Source organism: Mesorhizobium norvegicum, from assembly GCF_004919685.1.
Lineage (GTDB): Bacteria > Pseudomonadota > Alphaproteobacteria > Rhizobiales > Rhizobiaceae > Mesorhizobium > Mesorhizobium norvegicum.
Genome location: NZ_SMYZ01000073.1, coordinates 18,574 through 42,816, shown reverse-complemented (window position 1 = coordinate 42,816; position 24,243 = coordinate 18,574). Strand labels below are relative to the sequence as shown.

Genomic DNA, 24,243 nt, shown 5'->3' with positions numbered 1-24,243 from the left:
TGACGCGCGCACCGTGGTTGTCCAAATCCGTCAGCTCAGATTCTCAAATCGAGATCATCCTTGAAATCAATTAACAGCCAAGGGTGGTCATTCTCGTCACCTTTCCTTTCCTACCACCTAAAGAGGGAAGCAGCGAACGTGGGAACGACTGGTTCTCCGGCAAAGAACTGTTGGAGCAGCGCACTGGGGAATATGCCTGCTTTGAAGTCACCAGCCGCGTCCCTATGTATGCCGCTGGCAATGAAGAGCACGTCCATACCCTCGTTTCGACCACCCGCAACGTCGGTCCGTAGCGAATCACCCACTGCGAGCACTTCATGTCTTTCGTAGCCGAGGAGGTCGAGTGCACGTCGGTAAGCCGATGAATACGGCTTTCCATGGTAGAAAACCTCTCCATCCAACGCTTCGTATTGCTCGGCGAGCGCCCCCGCACAAAGAACAAGTTGATCGCCAACTAAAACGATCAGATCGGGATTCGCGCAGACCATTGGAAGTTTGCGCAAAGCACATTCCTTCAACAGTGCCGCAACTTCATCTGGCGGCAGAGCGCTCCCTCCGGTGGTTAAAATAAAGTCGGCTTCCCGAGGTGAAAAGACCTCGAACCGATGTAACCCCCGGAGCAAGCCCGCCAGCTCAGGTGGTCCGATGTGGAAGTAGCGAGATGCTAGTGCTCTATGCCAGTCGTCTGAGACATTTTCTAACGCCTTGTAAACCAGCTCTCCAGACGTCACAATATAGTTATATTGAGATGGCTCTATTCCCATCGACCGTAAGTGTTTAGAAACTTGGTAGGCGCGACGGGGAGAGTTCGAAAGGAGGCAGATAGCAAGCTGCTTGTTTCGCAAAGCATTCAGGGCAGTGATCGCGTGAGGAAAGGCCACTTTCCCGTCGTGCAAGACGCCCCAAAGATCCAAAATGACGGCGCGATACTTTTCTATAATCTCCGCAATGCCTTCAATTATGATTGGTGGTTGCAAATTATCCATTGAGCTTAGCTCCTTTTTTCACGCCTTCCTGCAACTCCTGAGACAGCCGACCGTCAGCGCTACGGCGTGCCGCGAGTCTGGCCATCCCTAGAAGGTATCCAACTGTTGATGCGGTAATGATCCCACCCCCAACGAGGGTCGACAGGGAGGGTGTTTCGCCGAATGCGAGCCACACCCAAAACGGAGCGAGCGGCGTTTCTAGCGCTCCAATCAAGGAGGCTTGCGAAGCTGGAACGCGACGAGCGCCAGCCGAATAGAACACAAAAGCCAATCCCACTTGCACTAGGCCAAAAAGGGCAAGATAAACCAGATGTCTCAGACTTGGTAATAGCGGCGCGGTGAAGCACGAGCTGACCAGTGAGACGAAAACGTTGGCCGCGCAGATAGAAGCCAGAAGGGATTCTTCGCGGTACCGGCGGATACACACAGCAACAAACGCGGTCATGAAGGTCATGGCGACGGCAAGAGCGTTGCCAACAAACTCGGAGTCGAGACTTGTGCCCCAGACGAGCACGCCGGTGCCTGCAGACATCGTTACTATTGCCAACATGGTCGCAGGACGAATTGTCTCTCCCAGCCAAAGCCACCCCAGGATGGCCGTGAAGATCGGTGTCGTCCCATAGAGGACTGCTACGTTGGCGATCGAGGTCAACTGACACGCTGGGATGAACGCTAGCAGGGCGATTGCCAACGAGGCTGCAACAATCATCCCTCGCCCCGTTGGGCGGAGGCTATGTCTTGGCCCATCTACAAAGAGATGAATTGCCAGGAACGCCGCTGCAAACAGACTGCGCCAGAACAAAATTGTCCAAGCGTCAAGTGGCAGAACCCTAACGAACAGCCCTGCGGTGCTCCACGCGACTGCAGAGATCGTGACAAAAAGAAGCCCTTTCGAATAACTATCTAGAAGCAAGGCAGTCGGGCCTCTTCGCTCTACCCGCGCGGATCGTGGCGAGGGCCTGCATTAGTCAAATTGCCCGGGAACCTCGCAGATGCGAAGAACCATCCAAATACCGCCTTGCGCAACCGACACCAAGCCGCGTGAGCACTTCTTGTGGATGAACGCCAGCGGTCGCGGCAAGGTCATCGACCGTGAAATCGTCGCCCAGCAGTTCCACATTCGTACCCGGACCACAGAGCGTTTCAGGAACATCCGTTACATCAATCGTTATGTATTCCATGGACACCCTTCCGACTAAAGGAGCAGAATATCCACCAAACCGGACGGATATCTTGTTGGCGCAGCCCCATGGAAGCCCATGCTTATAGCCGATCGCGACGATCGCTATGCGGCTGGCTCGGGCCGTGCGAAAAGTCGGACCGTATCCAACTGCCTCCCCCCTTGCTACCTTGCGCACCTCGAGTGTCTTTGCCGTGAGGCTGGCAACGGGCTTTAGAGGATTTGGCCGGATGCCGGCATTGTTAAGTCCATAAAGGGCCGAGCCCACGCGCACCATATCGAAGTGATAGCGTTCCCCTAGCCACACACCGGCGGAGGCCGCGAGGCTACGAAGTGTCGGTTTAAGCAGATCTGACGTCGCCCGAAAGCGGTTCCTTTGTAGCAAATTCATTGCGTCCCCAGCGCGTTCGCTGCATGCGAGGTGGCTGAGTACGACCGAAGGCGGACGCCGCTCGAAGATACCATAAAGATACTTGCGCCGTACGTCGTCGAAAGCGAGACCAAGGCGAGAAAGTCCAGTGTCCACGTTGAGGAAGTATGTTTGCGGCTCCCGTGCGCCGCTAATGGCATCCAATTCGACACAATTGTTCACAACTGGTATAAGGCCGTTCGATCGATAGTGTCCGCCGTACCTCGCAAACTCATCGCAAAAAACCGCAACTGCCGCGCCCCTGTGGGAAGACCTCAGAAGCAGCGCTTCGTGCAGATTGCCGACGAACAGCAGATCACATCCGGCGTCAATGAGCGCGCCTGCAATCTTAACCAAGCCAAGCCCGTAGGCGTCGCTTTTGACGACCGCGGCTACCCTTACCTGTGGCCCAACGAGGGCCGATATGGTCTGAAAGTTCGCCTGAATCGCGCTGAGATCGATTTCGAGTACAACATCGGCAGGTGGTGCCGAGGTCAACATGTCTTGCTCTCCACCATCGTCGGCCCGCCTTTCGAAGCACCGCAAATTTACCGGGCGGCATGTAGACCGTCACATTGCTCGGCCGCACTCCATACCTCTTGCCGCACGTCAGTGAGTATTGATATAGGTATCGAATAACAGATAAACTGCTCAAAGCATAGTAATGACACTATAATTAATGTAAAACTTATATTACAACTTGTTTTCACACGTGTAACATAAAATTCACAGAGCTCTCCTTCCATCCTTGCTGGCTCCACGTTACAACATTCTTCGGCAACGAACCTGGAGATCTGCAGTGAATGGCCGCGTAAAGATCCTGATTGTTGGGCACGGCGTACTTGGTGGGGCCGTTCTTGATTTTCTCAGCCAAAGTGGCAGACCTTACGATCTGCATGTTGGAGCGCGAGATCTGCAGCGGGCCTCGTTGAGGGTCAACCTCGCGAAGTACACCGCCGTAAACCTCGGGCTCTCTCCGGCCATCGAGGTAGTTCCGCTGGATTTGATGAATACGGAGGCTACAGCAGAGCGCCTAGCGGCCCTCCGTCCTGATATAATTTTTAATGCCACGACTTTGCATTCCTGGTGGCGGATAACTCAATTGCCGACCGATGCATATCAGCAGATCGATCGAGCACGCGGCGGCGTATGGACGCCTATGCATCTAGTGCTCGTACGACGCCTCATGAGGGCCGTGCGGGAAGCCGGTGTGGAGAGCATCGTCGTAAACGCATCCTACCCTGACGTGACGAATGCCGCGCTCGCGGCCGAGGGTCTCTCGCCGACTATTGGGATCGGTAACATCGCAAATGCCGTGCCGGGCATCAGGTTGGCAGCCGCACATCTTCTGGGTTGCGAACTGAAAGCGGTGGATGTGCAGTTTTTTGCCCAACATTATGTCAGTTATCGTATGCCGAGCACCGGTTCCACGGACGGGGCACCCTATCACTTGACCATATATCGGAGCGGCCAGGAAGTTAAGCCACAGGACCTGGGGCACGATGAGATCTTCGCGAATGTAGCCGGACGTTTCCGCCGGGTGAAAGGCCTAGCGGGGCAATCCGTCACTGCTTCGTCAGCGACAGCGACTCTACGTGCCTTTGCCGATCACTTGGACCGCGTTGTTCACGCGCCGGGACCACTAGGTCTCGTGGGAGGCTATCCCGTCAGGATTGCTCCAACTGGTATTTCGATCGAACTGCCTCAAGGCTTGTCATTGGACGATGCGGTGGAGATCAATTCGCAATGCCAGACGTACGATGGGATCGAGGCGGTCGAAAGCGACGGTACTGTGCGCTTCACAGGAGAATCGGCAGGAATCCTGCGTGATCTGCTCGGCTACGATTGCGAAGCAATGGCACTGGATGAGTGCGAAAAACGCGCAGAGGAGTTGGCAGCCAAATATGCGGAATATTGCTGTCGCCTTCAATCAGGCGCCACTCACGCCCGCCTGATTTCATAACTCGCGGCCCGGCCTGCCAATGTACAGCTGTTTGTTCGATCTGAGCCCTGTCACCCCACCGAACGCCTGTAGGTTGTCTGCCACCGCAAGCGTCTCGCCTGATCGCAAAAAACAGCCGGCCTCCGGCAGTACTTGGCACACCGTTTTTTCCACTGAGTACCCTAGCAGTCGACCGGTTTTGCAACCTTGAGGCGTACCATCGTGAGAAGGCAAATCAATAAGGCTGAAACAGAAGAAGTGAAGGGCGCACAGCTTCTCGACCGCTCAGTGGCTCTTCTAAACTATCTTGCCGAGGTGGGGGACGAAGGGGCGCGCGTGCACGAAATGGCGAAAACTTTCGGCCTCACCATGTCAACAACGCATCGGATCGTTAGCGCGCTTGAACGGCATTTATTACTTGAGAGAGATCCCTCAACGAGGCGTTACCGCTTGGGTTTGTTATTATACACGCTCGGAGTCAGGGCCGTTGAAAGCACGACTTTACGTCGTTGCTGCCGCCCCGCGCTATTGCGGCTGGCAGCCAAAACGGGGAATTCTGTCTCTCTGGTGGCGCGAAGCGGCTTCCATAGTGTGTGCTTAGACTGGCAAGAGGGGACCTACCCCATTGACCGCGTGGCCCGTCACATGTGGAACCAGGTGCCGCTGGGGGTCGGTTCAGCAAGCCTTGCAATTCTGGCTTTTTTGCCGCCTGAAGAAGCCAATGAAATCATAAGCGCCGACGCCCCCCTGTACCACGCTTTCAACGGCCTAACAGCAGAGGAAATCCTGCACCAACTGCCGGGCATCCGTAAGTTAGGGTATGCTCTAGATGGGGGCCATCTCGTAGCTGGAATTTCATCGCTAGCGTTGCCGATCCGACCGCCTGGCAAGGATGTCGTGGGGGCCTTGGCTATCAAGGCGACAACTGCACACATGCCGCAAGAGCGGATTCCGAAGCTCCTGAGGTGGATGAGGCGCGAGATTCAAACCATACAGCAAATTGTGATTTCTGCCCGCCCCAAGGAGCAGTAGCAATGAATGGCGCGATATCATTCACACAGCCGAAGCTTGCCGGTCGCGGCATGAGCGACAATCCGCGCCTTCAGATCATCGCCGGTTTCCACGACGAGGCTCGACAACTTCGCATCGCCCAACAAATCCCTCGCCATCCAGGATGCCAAATCTCCAGCTCCTGCCGAAACCTTCTGGCAGAAACCTCAATGTTCAGAAACACGCGGAATCAATGGGCTGTAGGCGGCGCATACCTATCAACGAGGAGACTGCGGAGTTCTTCTCGAACGTGATACCGGCTCTCCGAATTCGGCTGCAAGCGCCTCGCGAAACCGCTGCGTGAGATGCATGGGGAGGCGGAGAATTTCGCCTCCGCGTCCTTCAAAACTGACGCGCTGCTCACTGAAGGCTGTAGCAGAGCGCCTTCGCTCGCTGCTGCGTTATCTCCACATCACAGGTCGCGTCACGACGGACCTGTCAGGGCACGTCATAGCCCCGACGCTTTATGCAATACGAAGGAGTGCCGTCAGTCCTGGACCGCGGCCAGATAGCCGCTGTGCTGGAGAGCGCCAAGAAGGACAAGACATCGGCGGGGTTGCGAGACCATGCGATCCTGCAACTCCTTGCAGCATATGGTCTACGGTCTGGAGAGATCCGCCATCTACGGATCGAGGACATCGACTGGCGAACGGAAGCCATCCATGTTCGACACTACAAGACACGACCCACCACATTCCTGCCCCTGCTTGAGCCGGTCGGCGAAGCGGTGCTCGCCTATCTGCGTTCCGGACGGCCCGTGACCGATGCCAGGGAGATCTTCATCCGCACGCGCGCGCCCTATCGCAAGCTCGACAAGCTTTACAGCGTTGTTCGCCGGCGGCTCCGTGACGCTGGCGTCCAACCGCCAGGTAAGTGTGGACCTCATATCTTCCGTCATGCGCGCGCGGTCGAAATGCTGCGGGCCGCGGTGCCTCAAAAGGTCATCGGCGACCTCCTGGGACACCGTTCGACAGGATCGACGGCTCCCTACCTCAAGCTTGCTACGGAGGACCTCCGGACTATCGCGCTTGACGTGCCGGGCATGGAGGTGCTGGCATGACCGCCCGCTGGCCCGATCCCGACCGCGCGAACATCGGCCGTTATGTCGCGAGCCTTGATCTGCGCAGCATGAAAAGCCGAACCTGTTATCGGCAGGTCTTGCATGGCTTCCAGGATGTCGCCGAACGTTACGAGGCACTCAATCAGGAGGTGCTGCTGGCCTGGCTACGAGAATCAGCCATTCGTCGGGCGGCATCCACGCTCTTGCACCGCACCCGCATCATTGACCGGTTCCTCGAACGCCTGGTGGAAATCGGCGCGATCGAACGCAATCCCGTCGCCGCTCTGCGCGATGAGTGCAATATCAAGCAGAGCATGCCGATCTGGCGGGCATTGGCGTCGCGGGATCCGGAACAGGCTCTTGCCGAACTGCGCCAGCCCAGGCCGTTTCGGCAGCGTACTGGGAAAAATGATGGCCGAGCATGTCGCGATGATGCGGCGCAGAGGATACAAATACACTTCGCAGCTGTTGCTCTTGCGGTTCGACCGGTTCCTGCAGTCGCATCCCGGACCGGAAACCGAACCGCTGAGCGCCATGATCGATCGATGGGCGGCAGCGAATGGCACGCGTCACCACGCGGAGGAATGCGAAAAGCTCAAGCGCGTCTTGGCGAAAATCCTTCGTCACCGCGACCCGTCGATGCCTGAGCGGCGACCGGACCCGAGACCGAGGAAGCAGGCCGCCAGCCAATGGCGAAAGCCCCATATCTACTCGCCTGCCGACGTGCGACAGATGCTCGACGTCGCACGTACCTATCCGTCGCCACGGGTGCCGCTTCGACCGCTGAGCATGTACACGATGCTGCTGCTGGCTTATTGCGCAGGCTTACGGCGCGGCGAGCTTGCCCGTCTCGATCTTGGTGACGTCGACCTGCGGGACGGTACGATAACCATCCGGCAGACCAAGTTCTTCAAAACCCGGATTCTGCCGCTACCCGACAGCGTTGTAGTCGAGCTCCGGGCCTACATCGATGCGCGGCGGCGTGCCGGTGGATCACAGGACGCGCGCTCCGGCCTGTTCTGGCACGAGCGAGGCGACGGCCATTACACGCCGGAAATGATCACCTGGCTGCTTGCCGATGTCATACGCCGCGCTGGGTTGAAGCCATTGCGAGGAAAAACGGGCCCTCGTGTTCATGATCTGCGTCACTCCATGGTCGTGAACAGAATCCTCGAATGGTACCGGACGGACATCAATCCACAGGATCGCCTGCCGTTCCTCGCGACCTACCTCGGCCATCGGGACATCAACTCTACCCTGGTCTACATCACGGTGACGCAGGACCTGCTGCATTATGCAAATGAGCGGTTCCGGGCAGTTGGCGCACCATGCCTCAATCTGCGGCAGGAGGTCGGGTCATGAGCAGGGATGATCGGTTCCCGGTCCTGCTGCGCGCGTTCTTCTATGAATGGCTGGTCGAGCAGCGCAACGCGTCCATCCACACAGTCCGGTCCTACCGCGATACCTGGCGGCTGCTGCTTCGGTTCGTTGCGCAGCGTGCTGGGAAGAAGGTGGCTATGATCACGCTGGCCGATCTGGCCGCCAACGAAATCGCCGCGTTCCTCCGCCACGCCGAACATGAACGTGGCGGCTGCGATCCGCAGCTTCTTCAACTTCGTGGCCACCAGGGACCCCGCATCGATCGCGCAATGCGTCGAAGTCCTCCACATCCCGATCAAGCGCGCTCCGGTGTCGGAACCTTGCTATCTGGATCCGGCGGAAGTGACCGCGATCCTCGCTCAGCCAAATCGTTCGACCGTTGAGGGCATGCGCGATCATGCGCTGCTCTCGTTCCTCTACAACAGCGGCGCACGAATACAGGAAGCGCTTGACCTATGCCCCGAAGCAATCCGGTTCGAAAGCCCGAACTGCGTGCGTCTGACCGGCAAGGGCCGGAAGGAACGTATCTGCCCGCTCTGGCCGGAAACCGTGATGTTGCTGAAGAAACTGCTTGAACGGCGACCGCGAGCGCCCGACCAGCGGCTGTTTGTCAACCGCTATGGTGAGCCGCTCAGCGCCTCAGGGGTCCGGTTCAAGCTCGCCGCCTACGTGAGGGCGGCGGCCGAAACCATGCAAACGCTGCGTGCCAAGCACGTAACGCCACACGCCTTCCGGCACGCCACCGCCGTGCACCTCATCTCGGCGGGCGTCGACGTTACGGTCATCCGAAGCTGGCTCGGCCATGTGAGCCTCGACACGACCAACCACTATGCCAGGGCCAATCTGGAAACGAAGCGGAAAGCCTTGGAAAAGGTCGCCGCTCCAACCACACCCGGCGGCCAGCCATCTTGGAAGCGCGATGCGAGCGTGCTCGCCTGGCTCGACACGCTCTGAAATAATGCGGAGGAACATGGACAAAAACGGCGGGAACCTGCCGATCAGACCGCGCTCCTCCGCATTATGGTCACCTGACGATTATTGAAGCGGCAGAAAAACGACGCAACGGATGCGGAAGCGATCGTGGAGGCGGCCAGCCGACCGGCCATGCGTTTTGTCGAACCGAAATCAGCGGACCAGCAAAGCCTGGCAATTTTGTTGCGCGCTCGGGAACGACTGGTCCATCAACGCACTGAACTGGTCAACGCACTGCGGGCCTGCCTCTATGAATACGGCCACGTTGTTCCGCAGGGAATTCGCCAGATCAAGCGGATCGAAGAGATCCTGGAGGCATCGAACAGCGACTTACCTGACTTGTTGCGTGAAGAATGCCGCGACTTGCTGGAACAGATCGCCGAGAAAACGGTGCGCATCAATGCCAGGACTGACACGATCAAGACGCTGGCGGCTGAGGCTGACACGGCGCGGCGACTGCAGACCATGCCCGGCGTTGGCCCCTTGACCGCCCTGGCATTCGAAGCCTTTGCCCCGCCAATGGGTAGCTTCAAGTGCGACTTCGCTGCCTGGCTCGGCCTGGTTCCGCGTCAATTCTCCTCCGGGGGCAAAGAACGGCTCGGGCGCGTTTCCAAGGCAGGGCAAGCTGATCTGCGTAGATTGTTGATTATCGGCGCAATGTCCCGTCTGAACTGGATGGGTCGTAAATCGATCCCGGAAGGTTCTTGGCTGGCGCAGATGATGGCGCGCAAACCACGGATGCTGGTTGCGATCGCGCTCGCTAACAAGATGGCCCGGACAATCTGGGCCATGCTGACAAAGCAGCAGGATTACCGGGTTCCGGCAGCAGCAACCGTAGCCTGATCAAGAGGCTGCGCAAGGCTGACGCTGGCAACGGGGAGGCGAGAAGGCGACGTCCTGAATGGGCAAAATGATCGAACAGATCTGGATCGGGAAAACCAGATAATTTCTCCGAGCCTGTGAGCTCGTCCCAGAGATATGGACCCGATCCGCGGATCACCATACCGGCCAGCGGCTTCTGAAAGGGCCGCATTCAAAGGCCTTACAGAAGACCGCACTCGATCACCACTCCATAAGGATCAAAAACTTCTTGCATCACAGGCGGCAACCACAGAAGAAGTTACCGGTCTCGATATCATTAGGCGAGATGTCTCACCTTTAAATGCAGCGCGACATCTAGCTCCCCCTGGGGTCCAGTTTTAAGCGGATTGTGCCGATCGCCTTCATGATGGTGTCGGCGGCATGCCGGTCCAGCGCGATGTCTAGTAGGCCTTCAGTTGTCCGGATCGAGAGAATGCCAAGGGTGCCTTTCTCGTCCATGACCGTGCCGACATGGATTTCGGTCGGCACGAAAGGCCGTGCTTTTTCCACACGTTTCATGGTTACTCGCGTCGCTTGGGCGGCTTCCGACAATCACGCGCGAGCTCAAGCTTATGGTTAGACAGGACCCATTTCTTGTCTGGGAACGTCATCTCATGGCCGTAAATTGCCGCCCGATCTGAACGACACAGCGGTAATGCTCTCGTCGAGGCAGACCGGAACCTAAATATGTCGGCGCGTGTGGCGAGCATTCCGGTGTTTTCAAGACGGTTCCAGTGTGCCGTCCGGAATTATCTGTCTCTCTCCGGAATTAAGCCAAGGTTAGAAGATCGTGTCGGTATTGCGCGCGCCCGGTCAAACCGGGTCGATTTGCGGCGTGGCCGACGTGTCTCACGCTAGTGCAGGCGGCGTCGCACGCTGTTCCCGATTGTCGCCCGAATATCTGCTTACTGGCGACAGTGAAAGCGCAGAGCTGGACCTTGGTCGAAAGGGCTGCTCCGGTTTACCAATCCTGTCGTCTTGAGGTTGACCAATCCGTTGTCGACCGTGAGCGGGTTTACCAATAAGGGCGGCTATATTCTACGCAAATCCAATCACTTAATGCCAATCCATAATTAACTGTCATTGAGGCCATTGGTAAACCCGATCTTTGGATCGGAAACCCCTACCCTCAGCCAGAAAACACTCCTGTTTTCAATCGCATAGGCCACCCACAAGCGACCCATAATTCCGGACTGGTAAACCCCGTGAAATGCCAAATAATTCCGGACGTCACACCAGACTGCCAATCATGCGACTTTTCGAGCACAGACCGGGAACATCTGACCGTTTGCATTCATCGCCCAAGGCCAGTTTAGCGCCGGAAAAGCCAAAGTGTGGGAGTTCAGAAATGACCGCAACTGGGCCGGAAGCGGACGGGCGGCTCTCGAGTGCCGATTAAATAGCTGCCGTTGTGTAACCGGCTCAAAATAGGCCGCGCCTACATTGCATCAGGTGTTGACGGTTCTGCAGAGCGTTTGCGCAAAACCTCACGGCGGCAGGAACTCACCCCCTGGCGCGTCGGGGAAGTTGAAGGATGGGTTCGCGCTGTGGAGTCGCCCGCCAGGCAGAGGCACCGCACGCGGCCGTTGGCACGCTGGTGAAAAAGTTAGGCGCGAGGCTTCGCCGCGGCCAGTTGCGAAGAGAAATCGATCGGTGGGGGCCGATGAGCCAACACTGCGGCAATGAAGGACGAGCCCGCATGCTTCTGATATTCGCCCTCGGCGAGGCCAAGGAGGGTGGCCCGCCGGTCAGGCGTGGCGATGTCCATGCCAAGGTCGACGGCCTGATCGGCCGAAGGCTGAGCGTCGATGCGCAGATAGCGATCCCCCAGCTGATGCCGTAGCATAAAATCAACCATCTGTTGCTGCGAGGAGATGATCGTGGAGATCAGCCGTTCGTTGGTCAGCCAGTCCTTGCCAGACAGAGACCTTCCGAGGGATTTTGGAAGCGAAAACCCGGTTGTGGTGGTTCCGATGCTCAACACGCGAAGGTCCTCGGCTTTCTGGCCGCAAAAATTGATCGCCTCGTGGACCGCGCAGAGGTCGGGCGAGTTGGCGACAAGACCACCGTCGACGTAGAAACTATCACCCATCGACGCCAGCGGGAAGTAAAACGGAGCAGCCGACGTCGCCATGGCGACTTCGGCTGCGTTGCGAACCAGATCGATCACGAAATTGGGGTGATGCGGCGTCTTGAACATCTGGACGCTGCCCTTGGTCATGTTCACCGCCGGAATGAGCAGACGGTTTTTGGCTTCGCCAAGCAGGGTATTGGCGCCAACCACCTTGTCGACGGTCGCCTTCAGCGGGGCTGGATCATACTTCGGCCCGCTGCTGTACATGTCGTACTTGGCCCGATACTCGCCAAGGAACGTCCGCGGAGGCGCGCGGTAAGGGAAGATTTTCAAACCCGCGCTTTCGAACGTTTCGAGGATCTCCTTGGCTGTTTTTCCCAGCCCAAGACCGATTGCGATGATGCCGCCGATGGACGTGCCGGCGATCATGTCGAAACACTCGCCGATCGGCCGTCCAAGCCGTTGCTCAAGTCGTTCGAGTACAGAAACCGTGAAAAGGCCGCGATAGCCGCCGCCACTCAAGCTGAGGATATGAAACGGCAAGGTTTTCCGCCCTCCAAGGTTTTCCACACGGTTCCGATTTTGTTCTTGTCGCGAATCCTAGTAGAATCGAACCCTGATTCCCACATGACGATTCGATTGCTAGATTTCAAGGGACGGGTAATTCTATGGCCAATGTTTCGAAGCTTCTCTACTCCAGTACCGCGTCGGCACCGCATTTTCTCACCAACATCAAGGCCGAGGACGACGATTTGCGCCTGGCCCGGCAACTGATCCGCGACCACCTGCGCGCCGCCTTCGAAAAAGGCGGCGTCGCTGCATTCGGGTTGGCGATCAGGCCGCGCTTCTTCACGCAGGGCAGCCACGCCTATAAGACGCTGAACGATCCGGCTTGGACGCCGCCGCAGCAGAAGGACTTGGACGACGGTTGCTACCTGCCCATGTCCTTCGTGAAGGGACCGGGGCCAGTCGGTCGATCCAAGCCCTCCGTGGCGGCCGATGCGTTCTTTCAGTTCGTCGACCAGGCGCTGATCGAACTCACCGCCCAGCACGACGGCTGGCGTTTCGTCAGGAAGCCGACCTGTGCGCGCCTGATCATTTCCAAGTCGGCGCACGTCGATGTTCCGCTCTACGCCATTCCGGATGCGGAATTTGTTCAGCTTCAGGAGCGCGTCAACAAACATGTTCTCGCATCCGAGGACGCGAAGCGGCCGGACCGTTGGGACGCGCTGCCAGAAGATGCCGTCTTGCTGGCCCACCGTGAGGAAGACTGGATCGTTTCGGATCCGCGCAAAATCCACACCTGGTTCCTCGAGGCGGTGGACACGTATGGCGAAGTGCTGCGTCGCGTTTGCCGTTACCTGAAGGCCTGGCGCGACCACCACCAGCCGCACCTTGACAGCGTCTCCTCGATCCTCCTGATGGCCTGCGCCTTCATGGCCTTTGAGGAGAAGACCCGCCAGTTGCTGCCGAGCCGCGAGGACGAAATTCTCCTGCTGGTCGTCAAGAGGCTGCCTACCCTCCTGAACCAGGACATTGCCAATCCGGCCGTGTCTTCGGAGAACCTCAATCGGATGGCAGCCGAGCAGCGCAAGCTTGCCGTATCCAAGGCGGAAGAGTTCCATACACGCCTGTCCCATGCGGTGACGACCAGTACGGTTGCCAAAGACGCGGTCGCCAACATGGTGTTCATCTTCGGTGAACGCCTGCCGGACCGTCCTGACCTCGTGACCATCGCCGAAACCGCAACCGTGACGATTCTGTCCCAGCCGCGCAAGGAAGTTGCCGCTCCCGTGGTCGGACGCTCGACGAGTGGCTGACCTGCGCCTCGTTAGGGTTCATGATGCCCTGACCCAGCGGGGGTTCAAACGGAACTGGCAGCTGCCGGAACGGTCTGTGTACTCCGGAATTTTGGACACCGGTGGCCTCGATATCCCTGTCGATATCGAGGTCACGGACCTTGATTTCGTCACCTATCCGTCGATTCGGTTGCATGCCTCGTGGAAAGCACCGGCGCGCAAGCTGCCGCATATCATCGGCCCCAATTACCTAGTGTGCTACTATGCCCGTGGCGCTGTCATCCTTGACCGCTACAATCCCGGCGGCACGGTCCTGCAGTGCCTCGACCAGGCCGAGCGCGTGTTGCGTGACGCCATCCGGGGTCGCTCCGATGGCGATTTTGCCGATGAATTCCAAGCCTACTGGGGCACCGTTGCCGCATATATCGACCTACCGGACGGATACGAGGGCCCGGCCACTGTCAAATACATTACCCTCGTTGACGATGGTAATCCGGTTCCGGTCGTCGCGACCGACCGATCGTGGCTTGTTGAGCGCGACCGCAGGCGCCATGTCGACAAGAGCGATGGCGAACGGGTCGAGGTGATCCGGATCGACAGTCCCCTTTCGGTCGACCCGGCCTTGCCGTGGCCGCCGACCTCGTTGCTGGCGCTTAACAAGTGGCTTGAAGGCGCCGCGCCCGAAGCCCTCGGCAGGGTCGAACGCCTGTTTGCGACCGGCAGCGGTTCGCTGCGCGCGGTCGTGCTCTCAGCCGAAAACGGCCATTTCTATTATCGGGCGACGCTGCCGACACGTTTCCGCACCAAGGAGTTCCTGAACAACCGGCGCGTCGCCCTGCCGCGCATCCTGGCGCAGGCCGCGAAGGACGTCGAAGTCGACCAGGCCGGCGGTATCTTGGCTGACCGCGCACATGTTTTCAGTCGCAATCTGGGTGGGGCCTACAACCTCTCCGATGCGCGCATCGCCCTCATCGGTTGCGGCACGATCGGTGGGTTTCTGGCCCAACAGCTGGCGCAGTGTGGTTGCGGCTCCGGAAAGGGTGGCCTGACCCTTTATGATAGCGAGAAGCTCAGCCCGGCCAATCTTGGCCGGCATGTGCTCGGCGTGCCTTTCATTGACCGCAACAAAGCGGTTGGGGTGGCGGAATTCCTCAAGACCCAGCTGCCGCCACTCGACATGACGGCGCGTGACCGTGACTTTACATGGGACGACCTGACCCGTGGCAGCTACGACTTGGTTATCGACGCGACCGGCGAGGAAGCGTTTTCGATTGCGCTCAACGCGCATGCGGTCCAGGGCCGCCCTTATACCCCGGCCGTACTGTTCGTGTGGCTTGCCGGGAATGGGGCTGCAGCCCGGGCCATCCTTACTGGTTCACCCGATCATGCGTGTTTCAAATGCTTGAAGACAGACCTGATCGGCGGGGAACGGTTCCCGACACTCAAAGCCGGCGTGGAGGTCGCACTGTTTAACGTACGGGGTTGCGGCGACACCGCCTTCGCGCCCTTTCCTGTGACCCGTGCGGTGACGGCTGCTGCGATGGCATGCGACATGGTCCTCGACTGGTCGAATGGCGGCGCATTCCACCATTTCCGGGCCCAGATTTTTGATGAACGTCTTGCACGGCTCACCAAGAGCGGAACCCCAGGACCGCTTGGCCAGTGCCCGGCCTGCGGGGCGCACCATTCGTGATCCGCGGATGGTCACAACAGCGTTATGCGATGGTTGCGCCCGTGGTCTTGGCCACGATCGGCACGTTTCTTATCGGTGATGAACGGCGCAGCGAGGCCGGGGGTATCCTGATCGGCAGCTATCGTGGGAGCCATGTCGAGGTCGTGGGGTGCACGGTGCCGATGCCGCTCGATTTGCGCAGCCGCTACTGCTTCGACCGGCGGGATCCCGGCCACCAAGCCGCGGCGCTGAAAGCATGGCATGCGAGCGGCAGGACCGAAACCTTTGTTGGTGAGTGGCATACTCACCCCGAGCCCCACCCTACGCCTTCTGGTCGCGATCGACAGACGTGGGCCGATATCATGAAGAAGAACTCCAACCCGTTGGTCTTCCTGATTGGCGGATGGGAGAGCTTCTGGTGGGGGGTCGGCGAACGCGGCTTGATTGTGGAGGCCGTGCCTCTGGACAGCGAGCCTAGCGCATTCTTGGCCGCGGTAGGGAGCCTGCCATGAAGAATTGCCCGCGTAGGGGCCCTTCGTAGGCTATGTCATCCGGCTCGACCGGCGGGCTGTCGAACCCAGCCACAGCAACATGTCCGCGCCAGCTGTCCCACAACCCCGCGCCAACCCAAGACCCTCTGATAGTCAAGATGGCGTAACCCTCGAGCTTAAAGACGGGCCACCGGGGTGGAAGATTAATGAACTACCTATGTTTCGATTAAGCGCTCGCAACTGACTTCCGCATATACAAAGGCGTCAAGTCCACGACATCGTCAGGCCGTGAACAAATTAATCGAGATGGACGATCACGCGATTGCGGCCGCCAGTCTTGGCTTCATACAGGGCTATATCCGCGCGCTTTATCAATCCGGCAACAGTATCGGCCCCCACGAAGATAGAGGACACGCCAATGCTGACCGTGACTTCGATCGCTTTGCCATCATAGCCGACGGAAAACGGCATTTGGGCGATTTCGACGCGAATGCGTTCCGCAACCTTTTCCGCCACCGCACAGTTGGTATCCGGCATCACCACGACGAATTCGTCGCCCCCGTATAGACATGCAAGATCAATACCGCGCACATTCTTGTGCAGCCGGCGCGCGCACTCGCGCAAGACGTCGCTGCCTGCATCATGACCGTACGTGTCGTTGACCAACTTCAGGAGGTCGACGTCGGTGATCATCACCGACAGAGGCCGCCGCCGCGCCACGGCGCGGTCGAATAGCGTCTGCAGATGGCTGTCGAGGTAGCGGCGGTTGTGCAAGCCAGTCAGCCCGTCGGTCACCGCCATCTCGATGGTCTGGGTGACGCTGGCGCGCAGCTGGTCGTTGTAGCGCTTGCGGCGCACCTGCGTGCGCAGCCGCGCCATCAGCTCGTGCTGATCGATCGGCCGCATCAGATAGTCGTTGATGCCGAGTTCGAGGCCGCGGATAATGCGGTCCTCCTCGCCTTCTTCGGCAAGCAGGATGATCGGCAGGAAGCGGGTGCGGTCGAGCGAACGCAATTGCGAGCATAGCCGCAGCGGATCGAAGTCGGCAAAACCGGTCGAGATCAGCACGCACTCATACGGCGCCTCGGCGGCCTGGAAGAAACCGGCATGCGGATCGGTGGCAATGTCGAGCTCGGCGCTGCCGCGCAGCATTTTCTGGATGCGCTCGAAGGAGGATTTGCGCTCGTCGATCAACAGCACCTTCGGCGTCGCATCCTCGGACGTGAAGCTACGGCTCAACAGCGCCTCGATGCCGATGTTGCGGGTGGTCGAGGCGCGCAGACGGAGTTCGTCGGTCAGCGACTTCAGCCTGACCAGGCTCTTCACCCGCGTCATCAGCTGCAAATCATTGACCGGCTTGGTCAGGAAATCGTCGGCGCCGGCCTCGAGGCCGCGCACCCGGTCCGAAACCTGGTCGAGCGCGGTGATCATGACCACCGGTATGTGCGAAGTCGCCGGACCGCTCTTCAGTCGCTTGCAGACCACGAACGCGTCCATGTCGGGCATCGTCACGTCGAGCAGTACTACATCAACCTTGCCGTTTTCACAGGTCTCGATGACATCAAACTCATTGGACGCCGTCAGGACCTCAAAATATTCGGCCAATAGCCTGACCTCGAGCAACCGCACATTGGCAGAGATACTGTCGACGACGAGGATTCGCGCGGTCATGACAAGCCCGGACTAGAGTTTAATTTAACACTATCGACTACAATAGATGCAAACACCGAGCACTAGACGTGCGTTCGGCCAACAAGGTGTTACCACCATCTCCCGTGCCGTATTTCCAAAAATAGGATTGCCAGTGCCATGGCGCGTGGTGTCAGCTTTGAGGCTGCGGTAGTGATTACGTCAATGGCCGAAAGAAGGCGCAAAACTGCCGTCCTCTCAGCAACAACCCCGACCATCAGTGATATCGGTCCTCACTGAAAAATCGAATTGAACTGCACTAATTCCCATACTCGAGTTTTGGGTATATTTGTTGGGCGGGAGGACTTGGTACGTGGGGGCGGCGCGCTTTTTAGGACGGGCAACAATCGAGATTCCACAAGACTTTCAGCGTTTTGTGGAAGGCGCGTTAATGCGACTACAAGTCCAGTATCCGTCGCTGCGGTTTTCGGCCTCCAGTCAGGGCGTAGCGGTAGAAGAGCTTCCGCCGGACAGGCTAGACGATCTGCGAAAGAACGTCCTTCACGCCATCTATCGTGAGAAGATTTACTTGGAAACGCTTCCGCTACGACATGCGTTGATCGGGGCGGTCACCGCCAGATGACCGTGTGGCCGCTCAAATTTAGAGATCTCCCGAACGGAACGCTCCTGTTTAGCGACGATGCCGGTGGGTTCTTTCTCGGAAGCGGCGAGTTTCTAGGGAGATACGCACGCGATGCGCTCTCACCCGACGACCTGAGATTTCTTCGAGGCAATGGACATACGTTTGAACGCGAAGGCGATCCTGATTGGACATCCTTTGCCTATCGTTGGGCGGGCAGGCAATCGAAGCAGCAAGAGCTCTCGTATCTCATTCTCGTCCCGACTTTGCGTTGCAATCTTACATGCGGCTATTGCCAGGTTTCCCGGGCCCCCGAGGCCGCGCGCGGCTTCGACTGGTCCAACGAAACATTGAACGCCTCCCTCGACTTCATCGGCAATTTGAAAGGCCCGGACATCAAGATCGAGTTCCAGGGGGGAGAACCATTGCTTCGCGTTGATCTCCTCGAGCAAATTCGGGCTTTCACCCGTTCGAAATTTCCGCGCAGCCAGTTTGTCGTTGCACCAACCTCCAGCGCATGGGCGAGGTGGAGTGGGCCTTTCTTGATCAGCCGGACACGTTCGTCAGCACGTCATTGGACGGGAACCACGAGACGCATACCCGGCAGCGCACTGGCGACGGCTTGGCTACCGACACCTTCTTCGGAAACATGGCTGAAACTGTGCGGCGCCTCGGTCCCGGCAAGGTGTCCGCCCTACCAACCATCGACGTGGAGCGTCCGCCAGATTTCGAAGACCTGGTAGAGAACTTCGAGCACTACGGGATACAGTCGATCTATCTGCGACCCATAAACCACCAAGGCTTTGCACGTCGCCGCAAAAACGAACCGAATGCGATCGCCCGATGGAATGCGCTCCATTCGGATTTCGTCGATTTCCTCATAGACCGTAATCACCGAACCGGCCGATACGTGGAAGAGTACTATTTCAGCCAGTGCCTGCGGCGATTTCTGCGATCAGGGACCGACGATCATGTCGATCTTCGCAATCCGAATTTCTTCGCGTCCGACTACATCGTCGTCGACCATGATGGGCAGTTGTACCCGACGGACGAAGCCCGGATGTTGTCGCGCATCGGGCGTGTCGACCTGTCGATCGGCACGGTGGCCGGCGGCGTTGACCAGAAGAAAGTGCAGCTTCTAAATAGTGCATCGATCAACAATTTCGATGCCGACTGCATCCACTGTGTTTATCAGCCTTTTTGCGGCACGGACATTGTCGACGATTTGTCGCGCGCCGGCCATATCGATCTCATTCGCAGTGAGACGTGGTTCTGCAGACGGCATATTTCTCTATTCGACAAAGTCGTAGAGGTGATGACGCGTCGCGACGACGCAGCTCGGCAATCCGTCGCCAAATGGGCCGGAGTTCCGTCCTGGGGAGATCACATGGTCCCGGTCCACGCATGATCCCGCTTCGCCTCAAAATCGAGACTGACGCGATCGATCCATATGTGGTTCGGCTCCGGTCCTTCGAGGGCGTTGCCCACGACACGCCAACGCTCAGCTCGTTCGATGCCGTGCTGGGTTACGCAACCGGCGAACGCGCAGACTTTTCGAGCGGAGCGGGAACCCTCCGGGTCTTCGGAATAGACGCCAGTGATGTAAATGGCGACGTGCTGTTCGTTGTGCCTCGACGTGGGACTGCACACCGTCTTATCCGGGCAAATTCCCGTCACAACACACTGCTGGTCACTGAACGGTGCGACCAGCTTTGCTTGATGTGCTCGCAGCCACCGAAAAAGCAGCATGTCGACATGTTCCCGTATTTTGAGACGGCAGTCCTGCTCTCGCCAGAAAACGCAACGATTGGTCTATCCGGCGGAGAGCCGACGCTGTTCAAATCGGAGCTACTGGAATTCCTAGGACGAATGCTAGCAGCGCGGCCCGACATCGATTTCCACGTTCTGACCAACGCGCAACACTTTGACGGCGATGACCTGGCTAAGCTCGGCGAGCTGGATTTAGATCGTGTCCTTTGGGGTGTTCCTGTCTACTCGAGCGACCATTACGTTCATGACCGGATCGTGGCAAAGCCGGGCGCGTTCGACAAAGTCAGAGAAGGCTTGTCAATCCTTTGTCAGGCCGGCGCAAAAATCGAATTGCGTACGGTGCTTATGAAGCCGAATGCAGCCGGTCTGGCGGATCTGGCCGGGTTCGTGACGACATCGCTGCCGTTCGTCGACAAGTGGGCGATCATGCAGCTTGAGAACATCGGCTACGGCAGGCAGAACTGGGACTCGTTGTTCTTCGACAGTTCCAGAGGTTTTGACACGGTTGGAAAGGCTCTCGATCTCGCCATCAGCCGCGGAATCAACGCCATGCTGTATAATTTCCCACTATGCACTCTTCCGCCCAACTACAGAACATTTGCTCCGTCGACGATTTCAGACTGGAAGCGAACCTACGTCTCGGAGTGCGCTGGTTGCGGACTGCGTGACGATTGCGGCGGCTTCTTCGAATGGCACCCGAAAGCGCATGGGTATGAAAGGTTCGGCGTCACATGAGAAAGCGGCTCTTTACTATCCCGTCGTTGCTCGCAGCCGGCTTCATGCCAATCGAGAGCACCGCAATGCCGATCGCTCCATTCAATGATGGAGGCAAGTCGAAATCATTGTTCGACATTTTCAAGCTGGATCACAAGTTCACATTGGCCGGGCATAGGTCGCACTCAAGCCACAGCTCCCACAGCAGCCATCGATCCTCTACGGGAGGCGGCACCTATTACCCGCCGGCCGCACCCGTCTATCAGGCTCCGGCACCAGTGTATCAACCGCCCTCGCCAATCTACCAGGCGCCGACCGCCACTGCGCCGGCTGCAGCACCTCTGATCGTGCTTCCCGGGAACGCTGCCAAGTTCAAGGAGATCGTCCTCCAGGTTCAGTTCGCGATGCTGTCGTTCGGTTATTACAATGGCGAGTTGGATGGAAAGATGAGCCCTGCGATGCGATCTGGGCTCCTGAAAATGCAGTCGGATTACAATCTGAAGGTAACAGGCACCATTACGCCGGAGACACTGAACGCCTTGCGCATTACAGCGGATTAATTTCACCGAACGATTCATGTGAGCAAACAGCGGGACTACCCCGCACTGGCGCCCCCGTCATTCTTCGGCGGATAGATCCACCCACCAAATTCCGACGATGCTGGCTTTAGCAAACCGCGAGACTGATCCCACGGCCAACACAAACGGCCTGCTTTCGGCAGGTGGGTAAGTCGGAAGGAATGATCGAGATGAGGCGCAAAGCGGTCATGCGTAGCTTCAGCTGCGGCTGTTCGAGGGATGGGGACATCACACAAAACCGTTACTTTTATTGTCTGATGTCAGACAATATGTATGAGGTTGCTGTATTTTTCGATAACCATCTTTCTCTTGCATCCTCAGAACGGGCTTCCGAACTGGTTCTCCCATTGCGTCAGTCTCGCACAGGCCTTCTGAAACGTCCGTTCGTCTTTGACGTATTGCAGCGGGCCCCCGATATCGTCTTCGCGTGCCCTTAGAAACGCGACCGCATCCGCGGGAGAAAGTCGGGCTTCGGCCAGCTCGCGAATCTTGTCCCGATAGTACGCTTTCTCGGCCGCGGCCTCGGCTTCCTTACGGCGCTGCCTAACAAAGACCGACAGAGCCTCCCGCGCGCGGGTCAATCCGGAGTCGCTGTCTTCCGCGTATTCCACGGGCGTCATGTCGTTCATGTCCGCGCGTTTGGTGTGCAGGAACGCGCTTCGATCCTCGCCGTTCAATTCCGTTTCCGCATCGACGCATAAACGGTCACGCCGCGAGTGACGAAGGCGACTTGCCTCCAGCAGCTGCCGTTGGCGGCGTACTTCGGCCTGTCCTTCCATCTTGGCTTTGCGGCGGGAAATCGCATTGCCGATAGGCAGCCCGGCACTCCCATAGAAAAGAGGACCGTTTCCTTCCAGCATCTGCACAATGGTTGCGATTTCGCCGATGATCTTGGGAGCCTCGACCTCCGAGCGCAGTGCCTTGTCATAGGTCAAACCGGATTCCTGGTGGATCGATTGCAGCCACCGCTCGACCGTTGTGGCGGCACGTTCGTCTTCGGGAAGCTCGCTAAGGATCCACCCTACTCGCTGCACGGTCTCCTGGATCAAAGCGGTTCTTTGGTTTTCAGCGAGGGTCCTCGCATTCCATGGTTTGGCGAACGCCGGCGCGAGTATGACGCCGAAGCCTTGTGGGGTAAGAACACCCTCGCCGAGCAGATATTTCAAATAATTGTCGACCGCTTTCCAAGCCGGGGCAAAGCGGGGCTCGATCGCGGTGGCGTCATCCGCCACCTCACTGGAAACACGGAGAAAGGGTTTCTGAATCAGCCGGCGTTTTTCCAAATGGTTGACGATCGGTACGGGTTTACACTGGGCGTTGCCGAGGCAGCGATCATGAAAGACCTCGGCCAGGATGATGGCTTGCCATACGGCTGGCGGTTCGGAGAAACAGGCGAAGCCCGGGACGTCGCGGCCGACAAACTTTGTAAGACCGATCGCTTGAAGCTCAACCTGGCGTGGGACAACGAAGTCTCGGTCGACCGGTTTCGCCAAGACCTGTCTGTATGCTGCCGCAGTTTCCTCGATGCGGCTTCGGTGCTTTGCCGTGGCGGCAGCCTCACGCCTGCCCCGTTCTTGCTGCCATTTGAGTTCATCCGCGTCTTGCTTGACCCGCGCAGCTTCGATGCCTGGATGATAAAGCCACCGACGCGTTGCGGTTTTCAGCACCGCCTCGCTGATGGCATCCCTTAGCGAGTCACGCGGAAGCTTGGACAGATCGATTTCGACTGCGGGGATATTGTGTTTCTTGAGGCGCTGTATCTTGGCGGCGTCCGCGAAATGGGTGACGGCGACCTCGACGAACAGATCATGACCGAGCGCGCGCACGTATAGGTCTGGAATGATCCTCTTGGGGTCTGTGTACTCCATGCGAAGGAATTCTGTTTTTACCTCGCGCGCAGGCTTCATCACGACGCGCTTGTTCTCAAGCCCGGCTCGCCCGGGCAGCATCATCGTCAGATTGCTGCGAAACGCTTCCTTCGCCAGCAAATGCAAAACTGTCTCCGGCCCGCCGCCACAGGCCTCGCCGTCGTGGTGCGCGAAATGCGCCACCCGGTGATCCTCCTTCAGCCGGGCAACCAGTCGACCATCGCAGGCCGGGCAGACACAGCCGCAAGCCAGCCCGCGCGCGACGTCGCCTATATGGGCGAATGTCCCGTCAGGGCGCTTTCCGTAGACGAGTTGCGCTCGATCGCTGCCATAGGATTTCTGCGCTTGCTCGTGATCCATGTTGGTAGCCTGGTGGTGTTCCATTCGATCAGAGAGGTTCAAGTTCCGCCAAAAACGCCGGCATTTCCTCGGATATGCGGTTGTAGGCGACCTCAAACAGTCCGAGTGAACCCACAAGTGCATTGGCGATCATCTCGACGATGCCGCTTGTATCTCTCAGCCCACGACCGAATTCCGTCAAAATCCGTGTTGTGTCTGGCTTCGAATACAGACCCGCAACACCTGACCAATTGGGATGCGCGATTTCGCTCAGGCTGTGGTAGCTGGCACGCACCCCCGGCGCCGACTTGTCCATGCGGTCAATGCAGCTCAGGATTTGCATGGCCTGTGGCCCATCGGCCCATTTCCTCGAGCCCACGAGCAGCCGCATCAGCAGGTCGTTCAGCTCTTGCGGCGAATGGGTATGCCGCACAGTGAGTATCTCCCAGAGTTTCCAGACCAGGGCTGCATTCTCTGTGAGCGCGCGGGTCAACAAGGCGGCAACGCTCAGATCCTCGCGCTCAAGCGCATCGCACGCATTGCGCGCCAGCTCTTCACTCCTCCAGATCAACGCTTCTCGTGTGCACATCAATTGGAATGGAGCTTTGGATTTCACCCCAAAAGCCGCGGGATCGATGCAAGGCGGTAGACTCTCGCGCAGCCTGGTCGCAGCGTCGCGTGCCTCTTCGATTTCCGCAGAAGCCATGTTGGGAGCCGCCTCTTTTTCCTGCTTATCTTAGCTGAGTCCCGCCAATCGGCGAAGTCCGGCCAAAATATCGGCCATCATCGGCATCGGCATCCGCGGCCAGCATCGGCCGCCTCGCCTATC

Annotated in this window: 21 protein-coding genes and 1 pseudogene; 14 read left to right on the top strand and 8 right to left on the bottom strand. The window is 58.3% G+C overall.

Going from position 1 to position 24,243, the window contains the following annotated elements; translation table 11 throughout:
- Nucleotides 1-110: 110 nt before the first annotated feature.
- From FCU66_RS28740 to alr, 3 genes are read right to left on the bottom strand one after another with little or no spacing between them, the layout of a single operon-like run.
- Nucleotides 111-986 (bottom strand): TIGR01459 family HAD-type hydrolase, encoded by an 876-nt coding sequence (locus FCU66_RS28740; RefSeq protein ID WP_136620895.1) that lies wholly within the window; start codon nt 984-986, stop codon nt 111-113.
- Nucleotides 979-1,899, bottom strand: coding sequence for a DMT family transporter (locus FCU66_RS28735; protein WP_136620896.1), 921 nt, complete (start codon nt 1,897-1,899; stop codon nt 979-981). Before FCU66_RS28735 ends, FCU66_RS28740 begins: the two co-directional genes overlap by 8 nt.
- Before the next feature lie 55 nt (nt 1,900-1,954).
- Nucleotides 1,955-3,076, bottom strand: coding sequence for an alanine racemase (alr, locus tag FCU66_RS28730; protein WP_168992080.1), 1,122 nt, complete (start codon nt 3,074-3,076; stop codon nt 1,955-1,957).
- Nucleotides 3,077-3,374: 298 nt separating this feature from the next.
- Between alr and FCU66_RS28725 the strand changes: the two genes are divergently transcribed.
- The 8 genes and pseudogenes from FCU66_RS28725 to FCU66_RS28690 form a co-directional block, all read left to right on the top strand.
- Nucleotides 3,375-4,538 (top strand): NAD-dependent epimerase/dehydratase family protein, encoded by a 1,164-nt coding sequence (locus FCU66_RS28725; protein WP_246094057.1) that lies wholly within the window; start codon nt 3,375-3,377, stop codon nt 4,536-4,538.
- A gap of 201 nt (nt 4,539-4,739) precedes the next feature.
- A complete protein-coding gene (locus FCU66_RS28720) occupies nt 4,740-5,549 on the top strand; it encodes an IclR family transcriptional regulator (protein ID WP_136620897.1) in 810 nt (269 codons plus the stop codon).
- A gap of 499 nt (nt 5,550-6,048) precedes the next feature.
- On the top strand, nt 6,049-6,627 hold the full coding sequence (locus FCU66_RS28705) for a tyrosine-type recombinase/integrase (protein WP_136620898.1): 579 nt from the start codon (nt 6,049-6,051) through the stop codon (nt 6,625-6,627).
- On the top strand, nt 6,624-7,274 hold the full coding sequence (locus tag FCU66_RS42175; RefSeq protein ID WP_246094056.1) for a hypothetical protein: 651 nt from the start codon (nt 6,624-6,626) through the stop codon (nt 7,272-7,274). Before FCU66_RS28705 ends, FCU66_RS42175 begins: the two co-directional genes overlap by 4 nt.
- Before the next feature lie 85 nt (nt 7,275-7,359).
- Nucleotides 7,360-7,989 carry a tyrosine-type recombinase/integrase gene (locus tag FCU66_RS42170; protein WP_246094055.1) on the top strand — a complete coding sequence of 210 codons (630 nt, stop codon included), beginning with the start codon at nt 7,360-7,362 and terminating at the stop codon, nt 7,987-7,989.
- A complete protein-coding gene (locus FCU66_RS42165; protein WP_246094054.1) occupies nt 7,986-8,390 on the top strand; it encodes a site-specific integrase in 405 nt (134 codons plus the stop codon). Before FCU66_RS42170 ends, FCU66_RS42165 begins: the two co-directional genes overlap by 4 nt.
- Entirely contained in the window at nt 8,350-8,961 is a 612-nt protein-coding gene (locus FCU66_RS42160; protein WP_246094053.1) for a tyrosine-type recombinase/integrase, read from the top strand. Before FCU66_RS42165 ends, FCU66_RS42160 begins: the two co-directional genes overlap by 41 nt.
- 84 nt (nt 8,962-9,045) lie before the next feature.
- A pseudogene (locus FCU66_RS28690) lies at nt 9,046-9,822 on the top strand (IS110 family RNA-guided transposase); the annotation flags it as partial.
- 333 nt (nt 9,823-10,155) lie between these two features.
- Here the strand turns inward: FCU66_RS28690 and FCU66_RS28685 are convergent.
- Both FCU66_RS28685 and FCU66_RS28680 read right to left on the bottom strand, forming a co-directional pair.
- Nucleotides 10,156-10,359, bottom strand: a complete 204-nt coding sequence (locus FCU66_RS28685) for a hypothetical protein (protein ID WP_136620899.1) — start codon at nt 10,357-10,359, stop codon at nt 10,156-10,158.
- Between the two features lie 1,087 nt (nt 10,360-11,446).
- Complete coding sequence (locus FCU66_RS28680; RefSeq protein WP_168992081.1) at nt 11,447-12,457, bottom strand: CBASS cGAMP-activated phospholipase; 1,011 nt, start codon at nt 12,455-12,457, stop codon at nt 11,447-11,449.
- Nucleotides 12,458-12,582: 125 nt separating this feature from the next.
- Between FCU66_RS28680 and FCU66_RS28675 the strand changes: the two genes are divergently transcribed.
- The 3 genes from FCU66_RS28675 to FCU66_RS28665 are packed head-to-tail and all read left to right on the top strand — an operon-like array spanning nt 12,583 to nt 15,897.
- On the top strand, nt 12,583-13,734 hold the full coding sequence (locus tag FCU66_RS28675) for a CBASS cGAMP synthase (RefSeq protein WP_136620901.1): 1,152 nt from the start codon (nt 12,583-12,585) through the stop codon (nt 13,732-13,734).
- On the top strand, nt 13,727-15,406 hold the full coding sequence (locus FCU66_RS28670) for a ThiF family adenylyltransferase (protein WP_168992082.1): 1,680 nt from the start codon (nt 13,727-13,729) through the stop codon (nt 15,404-15,406). Before FCU66_RS28675 ends, FCU66_RS28670 begins: the two co-directional genes overlap by 8 nt.
- Entirely contained in the window at nt 15,403-15,897 is a 495-nt protein-coding gene (locus tag FCU66_RS28665; RefSeq protein WP_136620903.1) for a Mov34/MPN/PAD-1 family protein, read from the top strand. Before FCU66_RS28670 ends, FCU66_RS28665 begins: the two co-directional genes overlap by 4 nt.
- 276 nt (nt 15,898-16,173) lie before the next feature.
- On the opposite strand, the gene FCU66_RS28660 is transcribed toward FCU66_RS28665, so the two are convergent.
- Nucleotides 16,174-17,547 (bottom strand): PleD family two-component system response regulator, encoded by a 1,374-nt coding sequence (locus FCU66_RS28660; RefSeq protein WP_136620904.1) that lies wholly within the window; start codon nt 17,545-17,547, stop codon nt 16,174-16,176.
- Nucleotides 17,548-18,662: 1,115 nt separating this feature from the next.
- Here FCU66_RS28660 and FCU66_RS42675 point away from each other — a divergent pair.
- Genes FCU66_RS42675 through hxsA form a run of 3 tightly spaced genes read left to right on the top strand, consistent with a single transcriptional unit; the run spans nt 18,663 to nt 21,189 of the window.
- The gene (locus FCU66_RS42675) at nt 18,663-19,553 is read left to right on the top strand and encodes a hypothetical protein (RefSeq protein WP_342778213.1); all 891 of its coding nucleotides are present in this window, start codon (nt 18,663-18,665) and stop codon (nt 19,551-19,553) included.
- Nucleotides 19,550-20,650: a His-Xaa-Ser system radical SAM maturase HxsC gene (gene hxsC / locus FCU66_RS28650; protein ID WP_136620905.1), complete on the top strand. Its 1,101-nt coding sequence runs from the start codon at nt 19,550-19,552 to the stop codon at nt 20,648-20,650. Before FCU66_RS42675 ends, hxsC begins: the two co-directional genes overlap by 4 nt.
- On the top strand, nt 20,647-21,189 hold the full coding sequence (hxsA, locus tag FCU66_RS28645) for a His-Xaa-Ser repeat protein HxsA (RefSeq protein ID WP_136620906.1): 543 nt from the start codon (nt 20,647-20,649) through the stop codon (nt 21,187-21,189). The genes hxsC and hxsA overlap by 4 nt, the downstream gene beginning before the upstream one ends.
- 335 nt (nt 21,190-21,524) lie before the next feature.
- Here the strand turns inward: hxsA and FCU66_RS28640 are convergent, their stop codons facing one another.
- Nucleotides 21,525-23,435 carry a competence protein CoiA family protein gene (locus tag FCU66_RS28640; protein WP_136620907.1) on the bottom strand — a complete coding sequence of 637 codons (1,911 nt, stop codon included), beginning with the start codon at nt 23,433-23,435 and terminating at the stop codon, nt 21,525-21,527.
- A 28-nt stretch (nt 23,436-23,463) separates the two neighbouring features.
- A complete protein-coding gene (locus tag FCU66_RS28635; RefSeq protein ID WP_136620908.1) occupies nt 23,464-24,120 on the bottom strand; it encodes a hypothetical protein in 657 nt (218 codons plus the stop codon).
- Nucleotides 24,121-24,243: the final 123 nt, after the last annotated feature.